We start from the raw sequence: 25,481 nt of genomic DNA, 5'->3' as shown, positions 1-25,481 counted from the left end.
TCCGGCATTATGCCTGCCCGGGATTCAGACTTAGAATACCCATTAAACCATATTAATGTTTTTATGAAAAATTGGGAATAATTATGTCTCTGCAGCCCCGGACGATCGGGACCGGAACCTGCGGTATGCGGGAAGCGGCGGGAGGGAGGGGGCCGGCCATCAGTCTGCCCCGGTCACTCTCAGTTCGGTGCCGGTGTTATCGTTCTGTTCTGCCACATTCTCCGGGTCCCGCAACCGGTCGGTTACGGTCGGCGCGCTCTGCCCGCTATCTACCTCGTTCCCCGGGCCCCCGGACGCCAGGGTGAGAACCAGCCCCGCATTCCTGACGACCGGGGTAGCGTCGACGACGGTAATCGGGGCCGTCGTGCCGGTCAACGGGTCAGCGTGGCTGTCCAGGCCGATGGCTGTAAAGACGTAACTGTCGGGCGGGGTGAACGATAGGGAGTACTCCCCGGGCAGGAGGGGACCGAAGAGGTAGAAGGAGGTGTAGATGTCGTGGTGTTTTGTGCGGGTCGATGCTACCGTGCCCCCATCCGCATCCAGAAGCCGGACCTCGACGTCCGTCAGGCCGTAGGTCTCGTCCTTCCAGACGCCGTCCGCGTTATCATCGCTCCAGGTCGTCCCGAATATCCACCCATAAGACACGGCCGGGGTTTCCGGCCGGAAACTCCCAACGAATCCCGCATTCAGGGTATTTCGTCCGGCCCCGCCTTCCGCGAACGCCACGTTTCGGTCGACGGGACCGGCGTCGCTGTCCCGGCCCGGGGCGGTGCAGGAGTAACCGTCCGGCAGAAGAAATTCAACGCCGCTGTAACCTTCCGGGGGAACGGCGGAGAGCCGGTATGACCCGTCCGGGCCGGTGGCGGCATGGTCGGCCATGGTCCGATGCCCGATCAGCCGCACGTTAATGCCGGGGATTCCCGGTTCGCCGGGATCGAGGACGCCGTCCGCGTTCAGGTCGTACCAGACCGTTCCCGTGATCGAACCGTCGTTATCGGTGTCGTTCTGGTTGTCGTCCGGCGTCACCGTCGGTGTGCCTGTAGGTTCCGCGGTCCCGGTCGGTTCGGGGGTAGGGGTTACCGTCGACGTAACCGTGGGTTCCGCCGTCACTGTTGGGGTCGGTGTGGCCGTAGGTTCCGACGTCACTGTAGGGGCAGGTGTGATCGTTACCGTCGGCGCAGCCGTAGGTTCCATCGTCGAGGTAGGCCCGGGTGTAGGGGTCACCAGCGGTTTCTGGAGCATGGCCGGCGCCTTCTGGGGCTTGAGGAGTGTCGGCGTCGGCTCGGGGCGAGGTCCCAGCCTCACCGCCCAGGTGTCCGTATTCACCCCACCTCCCCTCTCCGTGGCATTGAAAGTCCCGGCGAAGACCTGCTCGTCCGGCACGACCTCGACGACGGAGACGGCCCGGTCACCGGGATTCTCGCCCCCGAAGGTCCGGCTCCACGCCACCGCACCTTCGGCATCGGTCGCAACGAGCCAGGCATCGGTGTCATTCACATCCAAAAAACCCGTCTCTCCGGAAAAGAGGTAACCGCCGTCCGCAGTCTCGATGACGGCCGCCGCCGACTCGTTCGCGCCGAAATCCCCGTAGACCCAGTTCCAGAGGATCTCCCCGTCGGGATTGAGTTTGACGAGGAGCGCATCGGTATCGACCGTTGTATTATCGGGCCGCTCGGTGAACCTGCCGGCAACGAGCAGGTTACCGTCCGAGGTAGCGATCACCGAGAGGGCCGCATCGTCGTCGGGGCTGCCGAACGTCCGGTTCCAGACCTCCTTTCCCGACTCGTTCAGCCGGACCGCCCAGACGTCGGCCATGCCCGTTCCCGAGGGCTCGGTGCTGCCGGCGACAACGATCCCTCCGCCGGGGAGCAGGGCGACGGCGTTCGCCGTAGTGTTCCTCGCTCCATCGAACGTCCGGTTCCAGACCTCGCTCCCCGACTCGTTCAGCCGGACCACCCGGGCGGCGGACCTGCTCTCTTTGCGGGGAGCGGTAGAGCCGACGAAGACATAGCCGCCGTCATCGGTCAGGGTCACCGCGTTCGCCGAGACGTTCTCGTCCGGACCGCCGTAGGTCCGGTTCCAGAGTTCGTTGCCCGACGGGTCTATCTTCACGACCCAGGCCTCGGCGTCCGCCCGTGTTTCGTTCGCGACAGAGACGAGACTCCCGACGAAGAGGAGGTTGCCGTCGCTGGTTCCGGTGACGGAACGGGCAGAGCCGACCCCTTTTCCCCCGTAGGTCCGGTTCCACTCCTCGGTGCCTTCAGGCGTCAACCTGATCACCAGAGCGCCCGTCATCCCCTCTCGGGATAGCGTTCTCTCCCCGGCAAGGAAGAATCCGGCCCCTCCGGGATCGGAAACGACCGCATATGCCGCTTCCCCGGTACCCGGCCCGCCGTACGTCTGGTTCCATACCGTTACAGGGTCTCCTGTCTCTGCCCCCGCGACCGCGATGAGCGCAAGTGCCGACAGGAAGACGATCCCGAAAGAAATGCCGCGCTGCATGATCTGCCTCTCCTCATCTCCGCCCCCGTGCTGCAGCCCGTGCCGGCGATCACCGGTAACCCTTCATCATGGAGGTTCGGGCGAACAGCTGTGAAACACGGGTTGATTGACAGGAAGCCGGGCCACTCGCAGGGTCCAGGGGTCCTGCAGCACTGCAGGGTCTGCACTTCAATAGTGTAATAATTATAATAAGTTTATTTAAAAATGCAAGTGCGGCAGCAATTCAAGAGGGACCACCATCCCGGTTAACAGCGCATCCCCTCTTCCGGCGGGAGAGCGTCGGCCCCGCAGCCACGGACGGGCCGGATGCCATGGTACGGCCTCAACCCCGCAACCATCAATACAGATATGAACAGACTAGAATAAGAGACCAGCATGAAACTCTTGCTTGCGATTGCACCGGAACGCTACAGGGACGAGGAACTGAACGTCCCGAGAAAGATCTTTGAAGAAGCGGGGATCACTGTCGATATCGCCTCCACGGCCGCCGGCACATGTAAAGGGATGCTCGGGGCCACCGCAAAGGCCGCCATGACGTTCGACGAGGCAGAACCCGACGACTACGCCGGGATCGTGGTGGTGGGCGGTACCGGTTCTCAGGATTACCTCTGGGAGAGCAAAAGGCTCATCACCCTTGTTCGGGCGTTCTTTGAACAGGGCAAGGTCGTCGCCGCCATCTGCCTTGCGCCGGTCGTTCTGGCGCGGGCGGGCATCCTTGCCGGACGGCAGACCACGGTATACCGGAGTCCCGAGGCGGTGTCGGAGATGACGAAAACCGGAGCGAACCTCCTCGATATCCCGGTCGTCGCCGACATGCAGGTCGTGACCGCGAACGGTCCCGGGGCGGCAGCACAGTTCGCCGATACCATCATCACGAAACTGGAATGTTGAACAATAGCGGCGGCGGCGTGGACCGGGTGGACTGCACCCTGGTGATCCCGGCATACAACGAGGAGCGGCGAATACAGTCACTCCTTACAGATATCTTGGATTTTCCCGGGGACCTCATCTTCGTCTGCGACGGGACCGACGCCACCTCCGCCATCATCGACGCGTTCGCCGCCGATCATCCGTCGCTCTCCATCAGGTGCCTGACGTTCCCGGCCCGCCTCGGGAAAGGCGGAGGGGTTCTTGCCGGGATGAAGGCGGCGGCCACACGCTACGTAGGCTATATGGACGCGGACGGCTCAACGTCTCTTCGCGAGATGGAACGCCTCTTCGACCGCCTCGCAACCGCAGACGGCGCTATCGGCTCGCGCTGGGTCACCGGCTCGGTCCTCCCCGTGCGGCAGGGATTCCGCCGCCGGGCGGAGAGCCGTCTCTTCAACCTCCTGGTCCGGCTGCTCTTCGGGCTCGACTACCGTGACACTCAGTGCGGTGCAAAGGTCTTCCGGAAGGAGGCGCTCGATGAGGTTCTTCCTTCCATCCGGTCGACCGGGTTCGAGTTCGACGTCGAACTCCTCTGGCAGCTCCGGCGGAGCGGCTGCCGGGTGGCGGAGGTCCCGATCACCTGGGAGAACCGGGACGAGTCGAAGGTGAACGCATCCGACGCAAAGGAGATGCTCCTCGGCATGATCCGCCTCCGGTTCGGGTGGCGACGGTCTCCAAAGACGTAGGCGTACTGTTGCCTCACGCGAAGGAAAGTTCATAAATGACGAGGCATACTGAAGATGCCCTGGATTATAGCGAGTTGCGACCTTGTTTCACTGCCGGAGAACCTCACGATCTTGAGCACCGGTCAGGGCAATACCTCTCCCCCGAAAGAAGTGCGCGCGGTCCTCTCTCACCTATAACCGGGCGATCCGCCCGCTGGCGATGAACCGGATCGCATCGCGGCACCGGAACACGAGTCTCACCCGGAAGTATCCCGACACCCCTCAGCACCCTGCGTGCGGGTGAAGATCGGCCAGGATGCAACTACGGAATCCGCGTAGATTCGGCAGTCTGAACGTATAGGAGTGCGGGGAGGACCAGGGAGAGGCCCTCCGGGCCGAATCGCCTAAAAGATGGGGCACGCCGGGACCGTCACCTATGTAGAGAGCCCCAGGTATTGCCCGACATCGTTGATGGTATTTACGTAGATGACGGAAATTCCGATCTCACGCTCGATATATTCCTTCGCGTCGACCACCACCCCGACTCTTTCGAGCCGGGAGATGGGCCCGAATCTCCTGACTTCTTCGGTGTACTGCACCAGTTGAGCATTCTCTTCGGGCAGGAGGATCGTGGATTTCCCGCTTACCTTCGCTGCCTCTGCTTTCTCGATCACACCCCCGATTGCACCGATCTTCCCGCTTTCGTCTATGGTTCCCGTCAGCGTGACATCCGTTTGCGGCGTCTCTCCGGAGAGCGCGGCGATGGCAAGCGATGTCATCAGTGCGCCCGCACTCGGCCCGTCAACGGCCGGAATCTCCGCGTCTCCTTCAACACTGAAGATTACATCGGCATCGGCAAGGGATCTTCCGGTTACGTTCTGAGCAACCTGGACCGCGGTGATTGCAGCATCCTGAAAGACGATGCCCATAAGCGGCTCTGTCTCCACGAGAACTCTCCCCTGGCCTGGCTGGATCTCCACGGAGATGTTCAGCATGGTTCCTTTCGTCGTGCTGGTTGCCATCCCGAAGGGGTTCGCACCCCTCCCGTTGACAATTTCGATGACGGCCGGACCCTGCATGGTAACCTCCCCCCAGACCCCCGTCGCCGATGCGTTTTGGGTACCTTGGAGTGAGACCCCCCGGGTGTCTCGGTTGGTCATTTCTCCTGCAGGTTTCTGCACAGCCTGCCCTTCCGGGATGAAGTACGGAATTACGAGGCATATATTCCCTATCATGGACAGGATCAGAAGCGCGGCAAGAATTTTCACAGTTGGCGTCAACCTTCCATCGGTCATCTTCACCACGTCTCAATCATTCTCTTGGTTCTGCGGTACTGCCGTCCGTCAGTATCGAGCGGTTCCAGTCCCTTCGGCGGAACGCTCTTACGAGCGTAAATGTAAATTATTATATACATTTTGTTATTAATAATTTCCTATTTATTATAATATAACTGCATCAAGAGGCACTCATCTGCCCTCCTGAAAGGAGAGAACGCGCCCTCAGATCAAGAAATTGGCCCAAAACACTATTCCGGAAAGGAGATACCCGCTCGAAGAACTTCGTTCTTCATACACTCCTGCTCTACAACCAATCGCTCACTCGAAACTCTTCGGGTTTCTCACGCTCCTGCTCTACGACCAATCGCTCACTCGAAGAGGTCGTCCCAAAATGCCTCTGCCGGGAGGGGGTGCACCTCCCCGGTCCCTCCCCTCCGCGTGGCGATAACCAGTGGGAAGCCGTTTCACCCTTCTTGTCCCAGAATGGTTCAGATGGTAGAATTCTCAGAGTAAAGTGTTCCGATAAGGGTGCACTGAAGGTTCATAGATCTTTTGGGACGACCTCTACCGCAAAGATTTCGCGGCTTCGCGTGAGACCGGACCCATTTTCCATGCCGGGACAAACCGCCGGGCTTTATGACTTTTCGGGCGGAACGGATTCTTTGCAGGAGTGCGGGATCGCAATGCTCGAGAAGACAGTATTCGTGGAGGAGATCAACGGGGGCGTGCAGGTCGATGCACCCTTTGTAGTGAAGGATGCGGAACTGCGAGAGAAACGGGGAGGAAAGTATATTCAACTTACCCTCTCCGACCGAACCGGCCAGAGGAACTGCAAGGTCTGGGGGACGCCCGACCAGAGTGCGAGAGAGATTGAGGCGCTCTGCCGCGCGATCCGGAACGGCGAGGTTTACCGCATCCAGGGCTACGCAAAGGTCTACAACGGCACCTGCGAGGTCAGCGTGAACGACGGGATCGCGAACCTCGCAACGCCGTTGCCGTCGGATACGTTTGACCCGTCTCTGTTCGTCTATGCACCTGCCGACTCCGCTGCCGTCCGCGAAGGGCTGGGACACATGGCCGCGAGGATCGAAGACCCCGGTATATTCTCTCTCGTTTCCACGGTTATGAACAGCACCCCGGGCTTCCTCGACGCGCCCGCAGCGAAGGCCCGGCATCACGCCTACATGGGCGGGCTTGCGGAGCACACCCTCGAGACCACAGAGATCGCGATCTCCCTCGCGGACACCGTCTGCCGGGCGGAGATGGATACCGACGTCCTCCTCGCCGGTGCCCTCCTTCACGACATCGGCAAGGCGTCCTGCTTCCGCCGCCAGGGTTTCGCCTTTGTGGCGCTCCCCGAGTACGCGCTCGTCGGGCATACGGCGATCGGGGCTGCTACGCTCATGAGGCATTCCGCCGGCATCGACCCCTCACGGTTCGCGCACATCCTCCACATCCTGATGTCGCATCACGGCCCCCACGGCGAGATACAACCGCGGACTCCAGAGGCCTGGACGGTCCATTTCGCCGATAACGCGAGCGCGTTCCTGAGGGGAGCCTGCGACGACACCGCGGACCTTGCACCGGGAGAGGGGAGGCAGGGAACGCGGACGGGGAAACAGGTCTACCGGTTCTGACCCCTCCCGAGGCAGGCCGGTGATGTAATCGTATAGTGTATCTCAAAAATTCCGGGATTGTGGGTTTGTTTCACTCATAGGGGGTATTATTCTTTGAATACGGAGATCCCGAGTCCCCCCTTGCGGTGGGCGGAGCCCACCCGTCCGGGGGCTCTTGCTGCAAAAAGGGTTACGCTCCCTTGAGATATGCTTCGGGGTTCCGCTCGAAGAGCTTCTTGCACCCCGGGGCGCAGAAGTAGTAGGTTTTGCCCTGATACTCGGCGGTGTATTTCGCCGACGCCTCATCGACATCCATCTTGCATACCGGGTCGATTGCCATCTTCGTTCACCTCCTTGATTCTATATAGCCCCTTTCTTCGCCGGAGGTATATATGTTTTGAGGAGCAGGGAGAGCGAGACGACCGTCACCGACGAAAGCGCCATCGCGAGCGCCGCAAGTTCCGGCCGGAAGGTTATGCCGTAGATGGGGTAGAGCACGCCCGCGGCGAGGGGGATGAGGGCGGCGTTGTAGGCGAACGCCCAGAAGAGGTTCTGCTTGATCCGGGACATCACCTTCCGGGAGAGCTGGATGGCTGCGACGGCATCGGTCAGGTCGTCGCGGATGAGGACGATATCCCCGCTTTCGATAGCGACGTCGGTCCCGCTCCCGATGGCGATCCCGACGTCCGCCTGCGCGAGCGCCGGGGCGTCGTTGATCCCGTCGCCCACGAACGCCACGACCTCACGGCGCTCCTGGAGGGCACGGACCTCCTGCGCCTTCTCCTGCGGCAGCACCCCGGCGTGGACGTTCTCGATCCCGACTTCACGCGCGATAGCGTTCGCCGTCCGCGGGTTGTCGCCGGTGATCATCGTCACGGTTAGACCCATCCGCTTTAAATCCGCGATAGCGGTCCTCGTCGTCGGCTTGAGCGTATCGGCGATGGCGAGGATGCCCGCGAGCTCACCGCCGGCGGCGACCAGGACCGCGGTCTTTCCCACATCCTGGAAGGCGGTTACCCTCATCTCCGCCTTCGGCGGGACGGCGATGCCGCGCTCCAGAAGGAAGGGCTGGTTCCCGATCAGAACCACCTCACCGTCCACCACGGCGCTGACCCCCCTGCCGCCGAAGGTGTTAAACCGCTCCGACGCCGGGACGGTAACCCCGGCACTCTCCGCCCGCCGGACGACCGCAACCGCGAGCGGGTGCTGCGAGTTGCGCTCGACCGCCGCCGCAACCGCGAGGAGTCGGTCCTCCGGCATCCCGAACGCGACGATATCGGTGACGTCTGGTTTCCCCCGGGTGAGCGTCCCGGTCTTGTCGAAGACGACCGTGGTCAGGTTCTTGGAGACCTCGAGCGCCTCGCCGTTCCGGACCAGCACCCCGAGTTCGGCGCCCCGGCCGATCCCGACGGTCACGGCGGTCGGGGTGGCGAGGCCGAGCGCGCAGGGACAGGCGACGACAAGGATGGAGATCAGCACCGTGAGCGAGAAGAGGAGCGAGGCGTCGAGCACCACGTACCAGACGAGGAAGGCGGCGATTGCAATCGCAAGAATGACCGGGATGAAGTAGGAGACCGCGACATCGGCGATCCGCTCCACCGGGGGCCGTGAACCCTGGGCGTCCCGGACGAGTTTGATGATCTGCGCGAGCACCGTGTCCTTCCCGATCTTCTCGGCCCGGACCCGGAGGACACCGTTCACGTTCAGGGTGCCGCCGACGACCCCGTCGCCCTCCTGCTTGTCGGCCGGGATGGGCTCGCCGGTGATCATCGACTCATCGACCGAACTCTCGCCGCCGACGACCACACCGTCCACCGGCACCTTCTCCCCAGGGCGGACCAGGAGGACATCGCCGGGGACGACGTCCTCGATCCCGACCTCGACCTCGCGCCCGTCCCGGACCACCGTCGCGGTCCGGGGCCGGAGACCGATGAGTTTCTTGATGGCTTCAGACGTCCTCCCCTTCGCCCGGGCTTCAAGATAACGCCCGAGCGTCAGGAACGCCGCGAGCATCACCGCGGTCTCGTAGAAGTTGAACTCCGGGGTGAGGACGATCCCGAAGGTTCCAAGAATGCTTGCGCCGTATGCGACGCCGATGCCCATCGCGTACATCACGTCCATGGTCAGCGTCCGGTTCCGGAGCGCCGCGGCGGCCGCCTTGAAGATGGGGGCGCTGACATAGACGAAGACCGGGGCGGTGATAACGAGCATGATGAGGTTGATCGAGACCGGGAGAGCGGCCATCCCCGGCATCCCGAAGAGCATATACAGAAAGAGCGGGATGCTCACCGCAAACCCGACGACAAACCGCCGGAACTTGCCCCGGAGGTCCTCTTCCCGCATCCGGGCCTCGACATCTTCGGAGACCTCTTCTTCGAGCCCGAGATACTGGTAGCCGGCATCCTCGATTGCGGCCCGGATATCGGAGAGCGTGACGAGCGCAGGATTGTAGACGATATGCGCGTTCTCGGTCGCGAGGTTGATCCTGGCCTCGTAGACCCCCTCAAGGTCGGTGAGCGAGGCCTCGATCACCTGGGCGCAGGCAGCACAGACCATCCCGCCGATCCTGACGGTGGCCTCGTTCCTCACGACCTCGTAGCCGGCGTCGTCGACCGTCCGTTCGAGGTCTGTGAGGGTGGCCTTCGTCGGGTCGTACTCGACGACGGCGGTCTCGGACGCGAGGTTGACCCGGGCGTCGTAGACGTCGTCCCGCCCCCGGAGGGCGCGTTCCAGATTGAGGGCACAGGACGCGCAGTGCATCCCGGAGATCTTCAGTTCTGCTTTCCTCCGCTCTTCCGGCATGATAGTTGGTTTATTACCGTGCAGGTTAAATACCTCCCACTACCTGCAAAGGTTTTTCCTATCCGGGCCGTTCCTTCTTCGGAGCCCCGCAATTCCGCCTGTTGTGTCTCCTCCGGCCCGTCCTCCCGCTGCTGTGCGGGATAGATACCGGCCCTCCTTCACCCGTGTTCGTGCAGAGCCGCATCCGGGGGCCCGGCTGGGGATATGCCGATCATTATACAAACATTATTATACACAAAACCGGTTACCACCACCTCATCCTGAGGTGATTGGAGTGCAAAGACAAGAGATTCCAGTGGAAAATCCACAAGAGGAGAGACGATACGATCTTGAGCGCATGACATCGGGACGGGACGTCGAAGGCCTGATTGAAACGCTGCAGAACGGCAGCCCCGCACTCCGGCGCTCCGCCGCCCTGGCGCTTGGTGCACTCGGCGAATGGAGAGCGGTGGACCCGCTCATCCGCGCGCTCGCCGATCCGGCGCAGGCTGTCCGGGAGGGAGCGGCAAACGCACTTGTGACGGTCGGGACGCCGGCGGTCGAACCGTTGATCGATCTCCTCGACCGCCCCGACATCGCCACGGTCTTCGGGGTGCCGCAGGGGGAAGAGGCCTGGAAAGGCCTGACGCAGGTCGACCTCCTCGGGGGCCCCGAGGGCATACCGCCGGAGAAGAGACGACTCCATCACGGCGGTGGAGTCACACAGCACGACCTTTTCGGAGGCCCTGAAGAGGCCGAGAAGAAGCGAGCCCTTCAGCACCGGGAACTCGCACAGCACGACCTTCTCGCCGGCCCGGAGGGCATACGGGAACACAATCGACTTTTTCCCGGAGCGGAGAGGGCCGGCATCACAACGGAGGGGGCACCCCCCGGCATGAAGCCGGGGCTGCGCCGGGCCTACGCCGCCGTCATTCTCGGCGAGATCGCCGATCCGCGGGCGGAGGAGGTCCTCACACGGTCGCTCTCCGACAGCGACCCCATCGTCCGGAGAGCGGCCGAAGACGGGCTGGCACGATTCCGGAAGAGGCGAAGTACGGCCGCAGCCGTTCTGCCGGTGTCCCGCTGATGCGGGGCGGGTCACCCTTTTTCCGGCGGAACGGTCGGACCGGTCCTGCCGGACAAGGTTTATTATATCGGGTCGGCGGTATACGCGGGGCTTGGAGGCGATACGGTTGGAACAGGAGAGCAGTTCTACGACGGCGCAGCAGGACGAAAAGAGGTTCAATATTGATGTATTACGAGCCGAGGAGAACGTCGGCGGTCTGATCGAGGCGCTCGGAAGCAGCGACGACCTGACCCGCCAGCGGGCCGCCCTGGCGCTGGGGGACCTCGGCGGGACGGAGGCGGCGGGTCCCCTCATCCGGGCGCTCGGCGACCCGCTGACGGCGGTGCGGGAAGCGGCCGCAGACTCGCTCGTCCTGCTTTCGGACGCGGCGGTCGGACCGCTGATCGAACTCGTCGAGCACCCGGAGGCAGCGAAGAAGCACGAGAAATCGACGGCGGCCGAAGGCCCGGCGACCGTGACCGGGCCCGGCGGCGGGACCTGGGAGATCGAGACCGGAGGAGACCTTCGGCGGGTCTACGCGGCTGCCGTCCTCGGCGAGATCGGTGATCCCGCCGCAGTCGGCCCCCTCGTCCGGGCGCTCCACGACGAGAATAGCGACCTCCGATGCCAGGCAGCGGGGGCTCTTGCGAAGTTCGGTCGGGAGGCGGTGGAGCCGCTTGCACGGCTGCTCGCCGACCCCGACCCGGAGGTCAGGATCGTCGCGGCCGGGGTCCTCGGGGAGACCGAGGAAGCGTCCGCGACGGAGCCGCTCATCGGAGCGCTCCGGGACGGGAACCCCGATGTCCGGGGGGCGGCGGCGGGCGCTCTCGTCCGGATAGGCGACACCGCGGTCGACCAACTCATCGGCGCGACAGAGGACGCCGACCGGAACGTCCGGCTCTACGCTGCGGGGGCGCTCAAGTACATCGGCAACCCGCGGGCAATCGATACGCTGCAAAAACTCGCCCGGAATGGGGACGCCGAAGAGCGCAGCGTCGCGGAGGACGCCGTCGAGAAGATCCGGATGGTCCGGGGCGGGGCCGCACCGGAGCCTTCGGCGCCGACGTCACGGTAGGAAGAAACCTATTTTTTTACGGGCGAGCGGCTCAAAAGGGGTTAAGGTTTATCCTCTACGCCGCACCCGCACCGACTCCGCGTGGGCGTGGAGCCCCTCCGCATCGGCGATCGTCTCCACCACGTCGCCGATCGCATCAAGGCCCTCCCGCGTGATCACCTGGACCGTCGAGCGCCGGCAGAAGTGGTTCACGTCGAGCCCGGAGTAAAACCTGGCATAGCCCGCCGTCGGGAGGACGTGGTTCGTCCCCGATGCATAGTCGCCGCAGGCCACCGCCGCATAGGGGCCGACGAAGATCGAGCCGGCGCTCCTGATCCGGTTGAGGATGCCGAGCGGGTCGGCAACCTGCACCGAGAGGTGCTCGGGGGCGATACCCTCGACCGCCTCCACCGCCTCGTCGAGATCGTCCGCCACGATGTAGCCCGAGTGATCGAGCGCTTCCTCGATAATCTCCCGGCGCTTCGCACCCTCCGCCATCCGCTTCACCTCACCGGTAACCGCATCGGCAAGGGTCGCATCGGTGGTTACGAGGACGCAGGCCGCGTTCGGGTCGTGCTCTGCCTGGGCAAGGATATCAGCCGCGATGAAGGTCGGGTTCGCCGTGTTGTCCGCGAGGACCGCGATCTCGCTTGGACCCGCCGGGAAGTCGATCTCGGCCTCTTCCCGGAGGAGCATCTTCGCGGCGGTGACGTAGACGTTGCCCGGGCCGACGATCTTCTCCACCCGCGGCACCGTCGCCGTCCCGATCGCCATGGCCGCGATCGCCTGGGCGCCGCCGACCCGGTAGACCTCGTCGACCCCGGCGATATCGAGCGCGACAAGTGTGATCGGGCTCGTCGGCGGGGGAGTGCAGCAGCAGACCTCCGCGACCCCGGCGACCTTTGCGGGAACCGTGCACATCAGCGCCGTCGAGGGGTACGCCGCCCGCCCGCCGGGGACGTAGGCCCCCACCCGGGATAGAGGAGTCGTCTTGACGCCGAGGGTGATCCCCGGCTCCATCTCCTGCAGCCAGAGGTCGCGCCCGCGCTGCAACTCGTGGAACCGGTTGATCCGCGCCTCCGCCTCCACCAGGCTCTCGACCAGGTGGGCGTCCACCCGGTCGTAGGCCGCTTCCCGCTCATCGTCGGGGACGGCGATGCTCTCCAGGTCGATACCGTCGAACTTCTTCGTCAGGTCGAACAGGGCATCGTCGCCTTCAGCCCGCACCCTCCCGATGATCTCCGCGACCGGCCCCTTCACCCGGTCAAGGTTCGACCGTCGTCCGGCGATCCAGGTCTCGATATCCAGCGCCTGCCACATGAGGAACAGGGTCGGCGGATGGAAGCGTTAAGGTTTCGGCCCTCCGTCCCACGGAGGGAGAGACCTCTGCGCTTCCCGGAAGACGACCGCTCTTTCCCGGACAGCCGGTTTAGGGAAAGATCTTGACCATAAATATTTGTTAATTATTATAAAAACAACTAAATACATATCGTGCCGATCACCCGCCCGTATGAGACCGAGATCGTGGATGCCCTTTGTCGGCATCATGGTAGTGTTGCTCGCCGCATGCATCGTCGCCGCCCCGGCACAGGAAGCCGCGGACCCGGGCGTGCTCCGGATAGCAACGACGACAAGCCTGTACGACACAGGCCTTCTCGACGAACTTGAACTGATGTACGAGAACACCTCCGATGTGGACGTACAGATCACCGCTCAGGGGACGGGCCAATCGCTCGATACCGCCCGACGCGGCGACGTGGACCTGGTGCTCGTTCATTCGCCCGAACTTGAGCAGCAGTTCATCGATGAAGGCTACGGCATCAACCAGCGCTGCTTCGCCTACAACTACTTCCTCATCGTCGGGCCGGAGTCCGACCCGGCGGGGATCGCGAACATGACACCCGAGGAAGCGTTCAGGACGATCTATACCGCCGGCACGAACGAGACCCCGGGCGTTGCCTTCGTCTCCCGCGGCGACGACTCCGGCACGCACAACCGGGAGCAGCAGATCTGGGAAGAGGCGGGCTACAACTACACCGAAGACATCCAGGACTCCGGGAACTGGTACCTCGAGACCGGGAGCGGCATGGGTGAGACCCTGACCGTCGCCAACCAGAGGGAAGCCTACACGCTCTCCGACATCGGCACCTATCTCGCCTTCCAGGACCAGTTGACCCTCGTACCGCTGGTGACGGAGGGCGACCAGCTCCTGAACCGCTACAGCGCAATCGCGGTCAACCCCGAGATGGCGACGGGCGTCAACATCGATGAGGCCAACAACTTCATCGACTGGATCACCTTGAACGAGACAAAGGAGTTCATCGGGAACTTCGGCGTCGAAGAATACGGCCAACCGCTCTTTACGCCGCTCTATCCCCCGGAGTGCACGGAACCGCCGTTCAACTGCACCACCTGCTCGTCACCGGCGAACGCAACGGCGTGACGGGGGTTTAAACCTTCGCCGTCTGTCGGAGAACCGACAGGCGGCTCTCCCGGGACGAACGATAGATCGTTGACAGCGGGACACCGTTAACTATTTACATCGGCCGAACATCCTGACGCGCTGCTATGAAGACGTATGCGACTATTCTAACGGCAGACATCATCTCGATCTTGCTTATCTTCGCCTTCTTTGTGGGATGCACGGGAACGGCGCCGGGCGGAAACGAGACCCCGAACGCCACGACGACCGCTCCCGCGGGCGGAGCGAACGTTCTGCGGATAGCCACCACCACGAGCCTTGAGAACACCGGGCTCCTCGCGGAACTCGAGCGGATCTACGAGAGCGAGACCGAAATGGACCTCCAGTTCATCGCCCAGGGCACCGGGCAATCCATCGACTCCGCCCGGCGCGGTGACGTGGACCTGGTGCTCGTCCACGCCCCGGCGCTTGAGCAGCAGTTCATCGGCGACGGCTTCGGTATCGACCCGCGGTGCATCGCCTATAACTACTTCATCATCGTCGGGCCGGAGTCCGACCCGGCGGAGATCGCGAACATGAGCCCGGTTGAGGCATTCCGGACGATCTATATCGCCGGCACGAACGAGACCCCGGGCGTCGCCTTCGTCTCCCGCGGCGACAATTCCGGGACCCACACCCAGGAGAAGACGCTCTGGGAGGAGGCGGGCTACAACTACACCGAGGATATCCTTGATTCCGGGGGCTGGTACGTCGAGGCCGGCAAGGGCATGGGGGACACCCTGATCCTCGCAAACGAGGTGAACGGCTACACGCTCTCCGACGAGGGAACCTATCTCTCGTTTGCCGACCGGCTCGACCTGGTGCCGGTCATCGCGGAGGGTGCGGAACTCCTGAACCGCTACAGCGCGATAGCCGTCAACCCCGAGAGACACCCCGGCGTGAACGCGGAAGGTGCCGCGGACTTCATCAACTGGCTCGCCGCGAATGAGACGAAACAGATGATCGGCGAGTTCGGAGCCGCGGAGTTTGGAAAACCGCTCTTTACGCCGCTCTATCCTCCGGAGTGCACGGAGCCGCCGTTTAACTGCACCTCCTGCTCGGGGGAGATTGCCGGATAGGCGTAATACCGGAGACGTGAACGAGGTGACCGGGAGCCCGGAGGGTGAAGACGCGTGGTGAACGGCCCTGGCGAGAACCCGATCGTCGAGGGGTTCATCGAGGCCATCCGCCTCATCGTCACCCTCGACCCACAGGTGGTGGAGATTACCGTCCGGTCGCTCTACATCTCCCTCACCGCCGCCTTCTTCGCCTCGCTGGTCGCCCTCCCCATCGGGGCGCTCATCTACTTCTACGATTTCCGGGGGAAGCATGCCGTCGTTTCCACGCTACAGACGCTGTATGCGCTCCCCACCGTCATCGTAGGCCTGCTCATGTTCCTCCTCCTCTCAAACATCGGGCCGTTCGGGTTTCTCCGACTCCTCTACACACCCGGCGGCATGATCGTCGCCCAGACGGTCCTCATCATACCGCTCCTCATGGGGCTGACGGTCTCGGCGCTCTCCGGGATCGACCGGGACAAACGCTACACGATCACCGCACTCGGCGCAAGCAGGCTCCAGACAGTCATGACCGTCATATCGGAGGCGCGGTTCGCGGTCATGGCCGGCGTCCTCCTGGGCTTCGGGCGGGCAATCGCCGAGGTGGGGACGGTGATGATCGTCGGCGGAAACATCCGTGGCGCCACCCGTGTCCTCACCACCGCAATCGCGCTCAACACGTCGATGGCAAACTACTCCCTCTCGATTGCGCTCGGGATCATCCTCCTTGCGGTGGCGCTCGGGGTGAATATCGCCCTCTCTCTCGTGCAGCGGCGGTGAAACCATGGCGATCATCGAGACGCACAGGATCAGAAAGTCCTACGGCAACCAGGAGGTCCTGCACGACGTCGACCTCTCGGTCGGGGAGGGGGAGATCTTCGGGCTCATCGGGCCGAGCGGCTCCGGCAAGAGTACGCTTCTCCGGGTCCTCGACCTGATCGAGGACCCGAGCGACGGGAGGCTCCGGATCTTCGGTATCGATGTGGCAGAGGAACGCGGCCGCCGACTCGACCTCCGCCGGCGGATGGGGATGCTCTTTCAGCGACCGATCGTCTTTAACGCGTCCGTCTACGACAACGTCGCGATGGGGCTGCGCTACCGCCATGCCTCCGGCGCCGAGATCGATCGAAGGGTGAGGGGGGCCCTTGAAGCCGTCGGGCTCTCCCGTTACACGAGGAGCCGGGCGACCGACCTCTCCGGCGGCGAGCAGCAGCGTGTAGCGTTATCGCGCGTACTCGTGACCGATCCCGAGATCCTCTTTCTGGATGAGCCGACCGCGAACCTCGACCCCGGCTCGACCGCCACCATCGAGGCGATCGTAACAAGGCTGAACCGCGAGGCCGGGACGACAGTCCTCATAAGCACCCATGATCTCCTGCAGGGGCAGCGGCTCGCCCACCGGGTCGCGGTGATGATCGACGGCACAATCGCCCAGACCGGACTTTCCCGCGAGATCTTCCACGAGCCAGGAAACCGGAGGATCGCCCGGTTCGTGGGTGTCCAGAACATCATCCCCGGCCGGGTCGTCTTCCGGAAGGATGGACTCACCACGGTGGAGGCTGGCGGGAGGCGGATCATCTCGGCGACCCCGCCGCCGGACGAAGAGGTCGAGATGGTCATCCGGGGCGAGGACATCTCCCTGCACCGGCGGGAGCCGATGCACGAGGAGGCGGAAAATCTCTTTTCCGCCACGGTCGCCGCCATTGAGCCCACGGCGCCGTTCGTGAACGTGACGGTGCACTGCGGGTGCGATCTCGTCGCACTGGTGACCGCGAGGAGGGCGGAGACCCTCGGCCTTGCAGTCGGGATGCAGGTATGGGTCTCTCTCCAGGCGAAGGCGGTCCACCTGATCCCCCGGGAGTAATCTCAGGAAACAGGCTGTTGCCGCCCCGCCCGCCATTTCATCGCATAGGCGAGGACCATCCCAATAATAAATGCAATCGTGAGGCCGGTCACGAGGGTGAGGACGGCGACGACTCCCGTGACCAGGTAAGACTCGGTCTTTGCGCTGTGTTTCCCGAGTTCGATTGCCACGAAGACCAGGAGCGCGCCGAAGACGCCGTAGGGGATGAGGGTCAGGACCTCCGGCGGGGCGAAGGCGACGGCGAAGATGAGGATGAGGAGGCCGGCGACGATGTTCGCCCCGCCGGTCCTCGCGCCGAACCGGTACATGGCGGCGAGCCCACCGGCGCCGTGGCACATGGGGAACCCCCCGAGCGGCGTCGAGATCAGGTTCATGGCCCCGATGGTCCGGGAGAGCCGGTCAGGGTCGACGCCTTTCTTCGGGAAGAAGTCGTAGGTGAGGAGCGATGTGGCGAGGATGGCGTTTGCGACGGTGAGCGGGATCTGCGGGAGGACGAGGTCCCAGGTGCCGGCGATGAAATCCGCCGGCAGCGGGACGATGAGGGTGGGAAGGGGCATCAGGCGGAACGGCGGCATCCCCTGCGTGGCGATGCCGGCGGCAAGCCCGATGAGAAGGACGACCAGCGCGGAGACGTCCGGGATGCGGGCGCGATGCGATGCGATGAAGAAGAGGACGATGATCGCGATGGAGAATGCTGCAAAGAGAACGTCGACGAGGATGTAGCCGAGCGAGGTCTTGAGGAGGAGGAGCGCAAGCCCGGCCTGGACGCCCCGGATGACGCTTCGCGGAATCCGGTCCCCGATCCAGGCCATGCCGCCGATGAGACCGAGCAGGAGGAAGAGCACGCCGACGACGATCCCCGACGCCACGATCTCGCCGTGCGAGAGACCTCCGGCAATGACAACGGCCCCGATCGCCTTCATCGGTTCGATGGGAATCGGGAGGCGGTAGTAGAGGCCGGCGATGATGAACCAGGCGGCAAAGAAAAGGAAGAAGTGGCTGACGTTCACGTCCGGGCAGACGATGGCGACGCCGAGCAGGATGGGAAAGATGGTGCCGAAGTCGCCGACGGCTCCCGCAATTTCCTCGAGGGTGAACCGGATGCCGCCGTTCCCGGTCTCGGTGCTCTCCGCCATAGTGCAACTCTCCTTATGTCGCCTCTTCTTCTTGGCGGTTTTGGATGAGGCATACCGCCTGCCATCGTCACCCATCGCGCGGTTCGGTCTCCGGCTTCTTCTCGATAAGGAGGTCTTCGGCCTTCAGCCGCGTGACGACGGCATCCAGATACTCCGAGACGATGCTGTCTTTCATCGGGATCTGCCGGATCCAGGCCCGCACCGTCAACCGGGTCCAGTCCTCCCTGACCGACGAGACCTGCACTCTCGGCTCGAACATCGTAAGGCCGGGGCTGTCGAAATTGAGGCGCCCCATGTAGGGGAGGTCGAAGAGGTTCTGGGCGGCAGACCGCTCGGCCGGCCCGACGCGCGGGAAGATCAGGGGATGATCGTGCGCCGCCGCGAGTGCGATCTCCTGCACCCGTGCGAGGTCCGCCGTGGCCGGGATGGCGAGCGGAATCGGGACCTCCATCAGCCCGGCCCGGGAGTAGCTGATGACCTTACGCGTTATTATGTCCGAGTTCGGCACGAGGATCAGCCCGCCGTCAAGTTCCTGGAGGATCGTCGTCGTGAGAGAGAGATCGCGCACCCGGCAGAGCCCCGTCGGCGGTCTTCCGCTGACGATCACCCATTCATCGAGCCGGACCGGGCGGTTGATCGTGATCAGGATGCCGGCAAGGACGTTCTGGATGATCTGACGCGACGAGAACGCGATGACGATACCGAGGATGCCGAGCGATGCGACGAAGGCCGTCGGATCGAAGTCGAGGAGGTACCGGGCGCTCGCGTAGATCCCGCCGATGATGACGGCGTACTGCAGGGCGGCCGCCGTCCACCTGGCCGTCCCGCGGGAGACGCGCCCGGAGAGGACCCGTCGGAGAAGCAGGTAGACGAGGTTGCCGAGGAAGAGGGATGCTATGAGAGCAAAGAAGAACACGAGGACCGCATCGAGGGGCACTCCGCCGATGAGGACCGGACCGCTGACCTGCATGTAGAGAGGTGGGCGGGAGAGGGAGTTAACCCCTTCCGTACCGACCGCCGTGCAGAGGGAACGGCCGTTGTCGAACCCTGCGGATCGGCGCCAGCAAGCGAAGCCGGACTCGTTGCCGCGGACGGGAGTTGCACCTCTCCGGATAGGGGCTTAGCCGGGCTCGTTCCCGCGGGCCTGCAGCGCCCGGAAGACCACAGCGCCGAGGACCTCTTCTGCGCGTTCCGGATAACGCGTCGCCATGATTGCAAGGAGCCGCTCCGTCCCCGCCGCCGTTGTGGAGATGCCGACACGCTCCACCCGGCGGATCAGACCGTCCCGCTCCATCTCGCCAAACCGGGGAAGGACATAGTAATGCGGGATACCGAGGTGTTCGGCAAGTTTCCGGGTCGTGGGGAACCGTATGGCCACGCCGTCCGGGGAAAAAACGATGGTCATGCACCGGTCTTCTTCAAGGAGAATCCTGACGGCCGCGTCAATGAGGTCGTCGTGCTCGTATAGAGACATCCGATCGTAACACTACTCGCGCCTGACGGAAAAAAGTGAGTGGTCTGTCATGCCTCTGCTTTCTGCATCTCGCCACGCTCTTCTTCGGGGATCTCCTCGAGATAGACGACCTCCGCCCCGACATCCCGTGCGATCTGTTCGAGTTCGGTCTTCCGAAAGTGAGTTCCCTCCACCTTCACATGGTTGTCGTCGCCCCTCTCTTCGACAACGGCGACGACGCGGAACCGGGGCTGCTTTACGCCGGTACCGACCTTCTGGCGTTCACGTACATAGATCTTCATGGTGATCGCTCCTCCAACCAGTTGATATATCAGCAGATATACCGCAAAGATATTTAAGATTTTTCATCGCATAAAGATACAGGAGTGGTTGCATGGCAGAACGGTTTGAGATTGGATCAAGACTGCGGGGCGAGAGCCTTGTCCGACGGGGCCTGCTTCGCGAGACCGAGGGTGTCGGGCAGATCAGGATCATGCCGGACCTGAACGTGATCAAGATCGGCGGCCACGGAGTTATCGATTACGGAAGGAAGGTTGTCCACCCGCTGGTCGAGGAGATCGGAGAACTCTCCCGGAACCACAAGATCCTGATCGCCACCGGCGGCGGCGCACGGGTGCGGCACATCCTCGACATCGGCATCGATCTCGGGATGCCGACGGGGGTGCTTGCGGAGCTGGCCGGCAAGATCAGCGAGCAGAACGCGATCATGATCTCTCTCCTCTTCTCGAAGTACAACGGCGTCCGGATTCATACCGAAGACCTCCTGAACCTCCCCTCACTCATATCCCTCGGGATGCTGCCGGTGGTGCAGGGCACCCCGCCCTACGGCCTCTACGAGCATCCCCCGAAACTGGGGAGCATCCCGCCGCACCGGACCGACACCGGCGCCTTTCTGATGGCCGAAGTGGTCGGCGGCAGGAGCTGCATTCTCGGGAAGAACGTCGACGGCCTTTATGCCGAAAATCCGTTCGTGAACCCCGACGCCGAGTTCATCCCGGAGATCGCGGCCGACGAACTCCTGGAGATGAGGATGGAGGATATGGTGCTCGAGCCGATGGCGGTCGAGCTCCTCCGGGACGCCGTTCACGTTAAAGAGATCCGGGTTGTGAACGCACACGTGCCCGGGAACATCACAAAAGCCGTGAACGGAGAGCAGGTCGGCACCCTGATCCGGGCCTGAAAACCCTTTTTAAGTCAACTTTTTTTTCGTTTACTCGTGGAAGTCTTATTTAATCTTAGAGGCGGACCGGTACAGCACACGAGCGATCCCCTATGACCATCTACCTTGGCATTGACGACACCGACACCTGCGAGTCCCGGGGAACCGGGAGGCTCGCACGCACGATTGCAGCAGAACTCGCCGGGTCCTACGTGGTGACGGGAGTGACCCGCCACCAGTTCTACGTCCACCCCGCCATCCCCTACACCTCCCACAACAGCTCGGCGGTGATCCACATCCAAGACGCAGGTGCCGGAGACGCGGCCGGTCTCTTTACGGCGGCAAAGGAACTGATGCTCGCCGACTTCGTCGACGGGAGCGATCCCGGCATCTGCGTCGCCGCCGACCGGAATATCGACGGCAGCCTCCGCCGATTCGGGCTCTCCGCGAAGACGAGTGTCGTGACGCAGGAGCAGGCGCGGTCACTCGCCCGGCAGGCGGGAATCCTCCTGGAGGGGCTCGGCGGCACCGAAGACGGCGTGATCGGGGCGCTTGCCGGTGTCGGGCTTGCGGCATCCGGAAACGACGGCAGGTTCGTCCAGAAAGGAACGACCCGGGACCTGCGCGGCACCCGGACGGTCGCCGCAATCCTCGCCTCCGGCGTCGACCGGGTAGAGACCCGGGAGGGGGCCGTGATCGAGGGAGGCGTCGTTGCGCTCCGGAAGTTCCCGAAGCCCGCCTTCGTCGGTGGAAAAGCGGTCCTCTACGTCGAACCCGACGGCGATGTCTATCGCGACGTCGTTATCGGGTGATGCCGACAGAGACTCCTTCCGCTGCCCGACCGGGTGTGAACGAGCGGAGTCGGCACCCATTTTATGGGCGATACCCATTGTATTTTACAAATAGTAAATTATATTCAGTTAACTAATTAACAACAGATATAAAACTATCACATTTAATTATCAGGAATCTGATACTTGAATTGATAACCATGCTACGAAGAACCCTTTTTGCCGTTGCGGCCGTAATGGTCGCCATCCTGCTTATCTGCGGCTGTACCGGGACGACATCCGGCCCGACTCCTGCCGACAACGAGACGCAACAACTCCGTATCGCTACGACGACAAGCCTCCACGACACCAAACTCCTCGATCACCTCAAACCGATCTTCGAGGAGCAGTACAACGCCGAGGTGCTGATCATCTCCGCCGGGACCGGCAAGGCGATCGAGTACGGGGAGCGGGGCGACGTGGACGTCCTGATGGTGCACGACCGTGCGCGTGAAGACGCGTTCCTTGCCAACGGCTACGGCACCGACCGGCGCGTATTCGCCTACAACTACTTCGTCCTCGTCGGACCCGAGTCCGACCCGGCAGGGGTCGCGAACATGACCCCTGAAGCGGCGTTCACCGCCATCCGGGAGAAGGGGACGACCGGCGATGCGAACGTGACCTTTGTCTCGCGCGGCGACGCCTCGGGCACACACTCGAAAGAACAGGCTATCTGGAAGGCCGCCGGGTTCAACTACACGACGGACGTCCAGGGGTCCGGCGACTGGTACCAGGAGGCCGGGACGGGCATGGGTGCAACCCTCTCGATGGCGAACGAGAAGCAGGCCTACACCCTCTCCGACATCGGCACCTACCTCGCCTATAAGGGCGACATCGACCTCGTGACGCTCGTGGACGAAGGGGACATCCTGCTCAACGTCTACTGCGCCATGCAGATCAACCCCGAGAAGTACCCCGACACCAACACCACCCTCGCCAAAGACTGGATCAACTTCCTGATCTCTGATGAGGTCCAGAACGAGATCGCATCCTTCGGTGTCGACCAGTACGGCCAGCCGCTCTTCTACGCCGTAGGGGACGACTGGGAGAAGATCGGCGTGACCGAGGCTGAAGTGAAGGACCCGGTCCAGTGATCCGGACCCGTCCACTCTTTATTTCCACCTTTTTTGTCCCCCGGCAAGACCACGATAGGTGCAGAGCATGTACGAGATCATCGAGGGAATTATAGAGGCAGCGAGACTCATCGTCACGCTCGACCCAGACGTGATGGCCATCTCCGCGCGAAGCATCGTTATCTCGCTCACCGCAACGGTCGTCGCCACGCTGGTCGCCGTGCCGCTCGGCGCCGCGATCTACTTCGGCACGTTTCCCGGAAAGAAGAGCCTGATCAACCTGATCCAGACTCTCTACTCCCTGCCGACGGTCATCGTCGGGCTCCTCATATTCCTGCTTCTCTCCCGTGTCGGGCCGTTCGGCTTTTTTCGGCTGCTCTTCACCCCGACCGCCATGATCATCGCACAGACGGTGCTCATCCTGCCGATCATGACCGGGCTCACCATCTCGGCGCTCTCGGGGGTCGACCCGGTCATCAGAGACACCCTCCGCTCGCTCGGGGCGACCCGCTTCCAGTTCCTCAAGAGTGTCATGAAGGAAGCCCGGTTTGCAATCCTCGCAGCCGTCGCGGTCGGGTTCGGGCGGGCGATATCCGAAGTCGGGGCGGCGATCCTCGTCGGGGGCAACATCATGGCATCGTCGTTTGCGAGTTCGACCAGGGTGCTGACGACCGCGATATCGCTCGAGACATCGATGGGAAACATCTCCCAGTCCATTGCGCTCGGGATCATCCTCCTCGTCATCGCCCTCGCCGTCAACCTCGTCATCACCACGATCCAGCACAGGTAGGACCCATGATTGAACTTGAAGGCGTTAGAAAAGAGTTCGACGGTAAAAGCGTGCTTTCCGGCGTCACCGGGCGGGTGGAACGGGGAGAGATCTTTGCCGTCATCGGGCCCTCCGGGTCCGGGAAATCGACCCTGCTGCGCCTCGTCGACCTCCTCGATACCCCGACGGGAGGAACGATCCGGATCAAAGGCGCCGACATCCGCAGAGAGTTGGGGAAGAGCCTCTCCGTCCGGCGGATGATGGGGATGGTCTTCCAGAAGCCTGCCGTCTTCAACACGACGGTCGCGGAGAACATCGCCGTCGGGCTCCGGTTCAGGGGGGCGCGCGATGCAGCGGTCAAACCGAAGGTCGAGGAGGCCCTCGATACGGTCGGGCTTGCCGGCTACGGGGAGCGGAGGGCCCGGACGCTCTCGGGCGGGGAGATGCAGCGGGTGGCCCTTGCAAGGGCGATGGTGATCGAGCCCGAGATCCTCTTGATGGACGAACCGACCGCGAACCTCGACCCGGTCTCGGTGGCGACGATCGAAAGCCTCGTCCTCCGGATCAACCGGGACCTCGGCACGACGATCGTCTTCTCGACCCACGATATGTATCAGGGGCAGCGGCTCGCCCACCGGATCGGCGTCCTGATGAACGGAACGTTCGCGCAGGTGGGGACACCGCGGGAGGTCTTCACCGTCCCCGCGACCCGCGAGGTCGCCCGGTTCGTCGGGATCGAGAACATCGTCGACGGCGTCGTCGTCGGGGAGGACGGCAACGCCGCGGTCGAAGCTGGCGGCATCCGGGTCAGGGCCGCGGCGCTCCCCGGTCCGGGGGAGAAGGTCTCCCTCTGCATCCGGTCCGAAGACCTGCGGATCACCCCGGCGGATGCTGCGAAGGCCCCCCCCGGCAGAAACGCCCTCCCCGGCATCGTGACCGCCATCGTCCCGCGCGGCCCGTTCAGCAGGGTGACGGTCGATTGCGGGGTTGCGCTCTCGTCCGTCCTCTCCTGGAAGAGGGTGGACGACCTCGACCTCCGGGAGGGGAGCCGGGTCGTGGTCTCGTTTGCGCCGGAGTCGGTCCATGCCGTCGGGGCGGACTGAGGGGTGAAGGAGAACTCCTGGCAGAGCACGCGAGGCGGCGGGGGAAACACGTCCTCCGACACGATCAACATCCCGGGGATAACTACCGGCTGAAAGAGCGGCGGCAGGGATCACACGCACCCTGTCGGCAGGTGGAAGATGGATGAGTATCCAGACGGAAGGATACGTCGGATTCTTTGACTAAAGATGATTATTCGATTTTCAGACGGTTAGAAACAGGTTCCGGGGTAAAAGATAACGTTGATCTACTCATAACATCAATACCCCCTGTGGTGACTCTTGACAAGAGAACGCAGCCATCCCACGCCGGATGGACCTGATCCGGAGGAGGGGGGAGCTATTTTTCTCGGATGGTTAAAGAAACGCGGCGGTATGAGGAGGGTACAGGATTGTCAGCGAAAGTGCAGAGAGAACGGCTTTGAGGCGAGAACATTTGTTGATGCAATGGGACCGGAATACATTCGCCTGTACCACGCCCGCGGAGGGGACAAAGTCCTGAAACTTGAAAAGCCCGTGTGGGCGGACCAATGGATGATCTACTATGACCTCGAGGTGCCTCACCACCGACACTGGACAAAACTGAAAGAATAAATTCTATATCAGAATATTTTTTTACCATTAAAACTACTACTACCAGTCAGAGCACCGGTGCGATCTTGATAG

At 63.0% G+C, this 25,481-nt stretch carries 24 protein-coding genes; 15 read left to right on the top strand and 9 right to left on the bottom strand.

Translation table 11 applies throughout. From position 1 onward, the window contains the following. Positions 1-159: 159 nt before the first annotated feature. Positions 160-2,502 carry an SdrD B-like domain-containing protein gene (locus BRA42_RS09630; protein ID WP_292407564.1) on the bottom strand — a complete coding sequence of 781 codons (2,343 nt, stop codon included), beginning with the start codon at positions 2,500-2,502 and terminating at the stop codon, positions 160-162. Between the two features lie 375 nt (positions 2,503-2,877). Here BRA42_RS09630 and BRA42_RS09625 point away from each other — a divergent pair, with 375 nt between their 5' ends. Together BRA42_RS09625 and BRA42_RS09620 are read left to right on the top strand one after the other, a co-directional pair. Beyond that, the gene (locus tag BRA42_RS09625; protein ID WP_292407561.1) at positions 2,878-3,393 is read left to right on the top strand and encodes a DJ-1/PfpI family protein; all 516 of its coding nucleotides are present in this window, start codon (positions 2,878-2,880) and stop codon (positions 3,391-3,393) included. Next, on the top strand, positions 3,387-4,118 hold the full coding sequence (locus tag BRA42_RS09620; protein WP_292407558.1) for a dolichyl-phosphate beta-glucosyltransferase: 732 nt from the start codon (positions 3,387-3,389) through the stop codon (positions 4,116-4,118). Before BRA42_RS09625 ends, BRA42_RS09620 begins: the two co-directional genes overlap by 7 nt. Positions 4,119-4,531: 413 nt before the next feature. Here BRA42_RS09620 and BRA42_RS09615 read toward each other — a convergent pair whose 3' ends face one another. Beyond that, on the bottom strand, positions 4,532-5,257 hold the full coding sequence (locus BRA42_RS09615) for a S16 family serine protease (protein WP_292407556.1): 726 nt from the start codon (positions 5,255-5,257) through the stop codon (positions 4,532-4,534). Positions 5,258-6,057: 800 nt separating this feature from the next. Between BRA42_RS09615 and BRA42_RS09610 the strand changes: the two genes are divergently transcribed. After that, positions 6,058-7,011 (top strand): HD domain-containing protein, encoded by a 954-nt coding sequence (locus BRA42_RS09610; RefSeq protein WP_342770789.1) that lies wholly within the window; start codon positions 6,058-6,060, stop codon positions 7,009-7,011. Between the two features lie 169 nt (positions 7,012-7,180). Here the strand turns inward: BRA42_RS09610 and BRA42_RS09605 are convergent, their stop codons facing one another. Both BRA42_RS09605 and BRA42_RS09600 read right to left on the bottom strand, forming a co-directional pair. Next, complete coding sequence (locus BRA42_RS09605; RefSeq protein WP_342771339.1) at positions 7,181-7,330, bottom strand: YHS domain-containing protein; 150 nt, start codon at positions 7,328-7,330, stop codon at positions 7,181-7,183. 20 nt (positions 7,331-7,350) lie between these two features. Next, positions 7,351-9,792: a heavy metal translocating P-type ATPase gene (locus tag BRA42_RS09600; protein WP_342770790.1), complete on the bottom strand. Its 2,442-nt coding sequence runs from the start codon at positions 9,790-9,792 to the stop codon at positions 7,351-7,353. A 337-nt stretch (positions 9,793-10,129) separates the two neighbouring features. Between BRA42_RS09600 and BRA42_RS09595 the strand changes: the two genes are divergently transcribed. Further along, positions 10,130-10,858, top strand: coding sequence for a HEAT repeat domain-containing protein (locus tag BRA42_RS09595; RefSeq protein WP_292407545.1), 729 nt, complete (start codon positions 10,130-10,132; stop codon positions 10,856-10,858). Between the two features lie 91 nt (positions 10,859-10,949). After that, complete coding sequence (locus tag BRA42_RS09590) at positions 10,950-11,912, top strand: HEAT repeat domain-containing protein (RefSeq protein WP_292407542.1); 963 nt, start codon at positions 10,950-10,952, stop codon at positions 11,910-11,912. Between the two features lie 48 nt (positions 11,913-11,960). On the opposite strand, the gene hisD is transcribed toward BRA42_RS09590, so the two are convergent. Beyond that, entirely contained in the window at positions 11,961-13,211 is a 1,251-nt protein-coding gene (gene hisD, locus BRA42_RS09585) for a histidinol dehydrogenase (protein ID WP_292407539.1), read from the bottom strand. Positions 13,212-13,401: 190 nt separating this feature from the next. Between hisD and BRA42_RS09580 the strand changes: the two genes are divergently transcribed. From BRA42_RS09580 to BRA42_RS09565, 4 genes are all read left to right on the top strand, one after another. Continuing rightward, positions 13,402-14,334 carry a substrate-binding domain-containing protein gene (locus BRA42_RS09580; RefSeq protein WP_292407536.1) on the top strand — a complete coding sequence of 311 codons (933 nt, stop codon included), beginning with the start codon at positions 13,402-13,404 and terminating at the stop codon, positions 14,332-14,334. Positions 14,335-14,459: 125 nt separating this feature from the next. Then, positions 14,460-15,431, top strand: coding sequence for a substrate-binding domain-containing protein (locus BRA42_RS09575; RefSeq protein ID WP_292407534.1), 972 nt, complete (start codon positions 14,460-14,462; stop codon positions 15,429-15,431). Positions 15,432-15,485: 54 nt separating this feature from the next. Continuing rightward, positions 15,486-16,190 (top strand): ABC transporter permease, encoded by a 705-nt coding sequence (locus BRA42_RS09570; protein ID WP_292407531.1) that lies wholly within the window; start codon positions 15,486-15,488, stop codon positions 16,188-16,190. 4 nt (positions 16,191-16,194) lie between these two features. After that, a complete protein-coding gene (locus BRA42_RS09565) occupies positions 16,195-17,274 on the top strand; it encodes an ABC transporter ATP-binding protein (RefSeq protein ID WP_292407528.1) in 1,080 nt (359 codons plus the stop codon). Between the two features lie 2 nt (positions 17,275-17,276). On the opposite strand, the gene BRA42_RS09560 is transcribed toward BRA42_RS09565, so the two are convergent. The 4 genes from BRA42_RS09560 to BRA42_RS09545 all read right to left on the bottom strand — a co-directional run bounded on the left by BRA42_RS09560 (position 17,277) and on the right by BRA42_RS09545 (position 20,165). Next, positions 17,277-18,410 (bottom strand): putative sulfate/molybdate transporter, encoded by a 1,134-nt coding sequence (locus tag BRA42_RS09560; protein ID WP_292407524.1) that lies wholly within the window; start codon positions 18,408-18,410, stop codon positions 17,277-17,279. Between the two features lie 67 nt (positions 18,411-18,477). Further along, positions 18,478-19,380, bottom strand: a complete 903-nt coding sequence (locus BRA42_RS09555) for a mechanosensitive ion channel family protein (RefSeq protein WP_292407521.1) — start codon at positions 19,378-19,380, stop codon at positions 18,478-18,480. Positions 19,381-19,530: 150 nt separating this feature from the next. Further along, the gene (locus BRA42_RS09550) at positions 19,531-19,884 is read right to left on the bottom strand and encodes a hypothetical protein (protein WP_292407518.1); all 354 of its coding nucleotides are present in this window, start codon (positions 19,882-19,884) and stop codon (positions 19,531-19,533) included. Between the two features lie 47 nt (positions 19,885-19,931). Continuing rightward, complete coding sequence (locus tag BRA42_RS09545; RefSeq protein ID WP_292407514.1) at positions 19,932-20,165, bottom strand: hypothetical protein; 234 nt, start codon at positions 20,163-20,165, stop codon at positions 19,932-19,934. Between the two features lie 92 nt (positions 20,166-20,257). Between BRA42_RS09545 and BRA42_RS09540 the strand changes: the two genes are divergently transcribed. The 6 genes from BRA42_RS09540 to BRA42_RS09515 all read left to right on the top strand — a co-directional run bounded on the left by BRA42_RS09540 (position 20,258) and on the right by BRA42_RS09515 (position 25,409). Then, positions 20,258-21,064 carry a uridylate kinase gene (locus BRA42_RS09540; protein WP_292407511.1) on the top strand — a complete coding sequence of 269 codons (807 nt, stop codon included), beginning with the start codon at positions 20,258-20,260 and terminating at the stop codon, positions 21,062-21,064. A gap of 92 nt (positions 21,065-21,156) precedes the next feature. Beyond that, positions 21,157-21,855 carry an ABC transporter substrate-binding protein gene (locus tag BRA42_RS09535; protein WP_292407509.1) on the top strand — a complete coding sequence of 233 codons (699 nt, stop codon included), beginning with the start codon at positions 21,157-21,159 and terminating at the stop codon, positions 21,853-21,855. A gap of 179 nt (positions 21,856-22,034) precedes the next feature. Continuing rightward, entirely contained in the window at positions 22,035-22,967 is a 933-nt protein-coding gene (locus tag BRA42_RS09530) for a substrate-binding domain-containing protein (protein ID WP_292407506.1), read from the top strand. Positions 22,968-23,034: 67 nt separating this feature from the next. Next, positions 23,035-23,736, top strand: a complete 702-nt coding sequence (locus BRA42_RS09525) for an ABC transporter permease (RefSeq protein ID WP_342770791.1) — start codon at positions 23,035-23,037, stop codon at positions 23,734-23,736. 5 nt (positions 23,737-23,741) lie between these two features. Then, positions 23,742-24,818, top strand: coding sequence for an ABC transporter ATP-binding protein (locus BRA42_RS09520; RefSeq protein WP_342770792.1), 1,077 nt, complete (start codon positions 23,742-23,744; stop codon positions 24,816-24,818). 279 nt (positions 24,819-25,097) lie between these two features. Beyond that, positions 25,098-25,409 carry a hypothetical protein gene (locus BRA42_RS09515; RefSeq protein WP_342770793.1) on the top strand — a complete coding sequence of 104 codons (312 nt, stop codon included), beginning with the start codon at positions 25,098-25,100 and terminating at the stop codon, positions 25,407-25,409. The last annotated feature ends 72 nt before the right edge of the window (positions 25,410-25,481 follow it).

The organism is Methanoculleus sp. UBA374, assembly GCA_002508705.1.
GTDB classification, from domain to species: Archaea; Halobacteriota; Methanomicrobia; order Methanomicrobiales; family Methanoculleaceae; genus Methanoculleus; species Methanoculleus palmolei.
The sequence above is the reverse complement of the archived record's forward strand: the minus strand, read 5'-3'. Positions and strand labels throughout refer to the sequence as shown.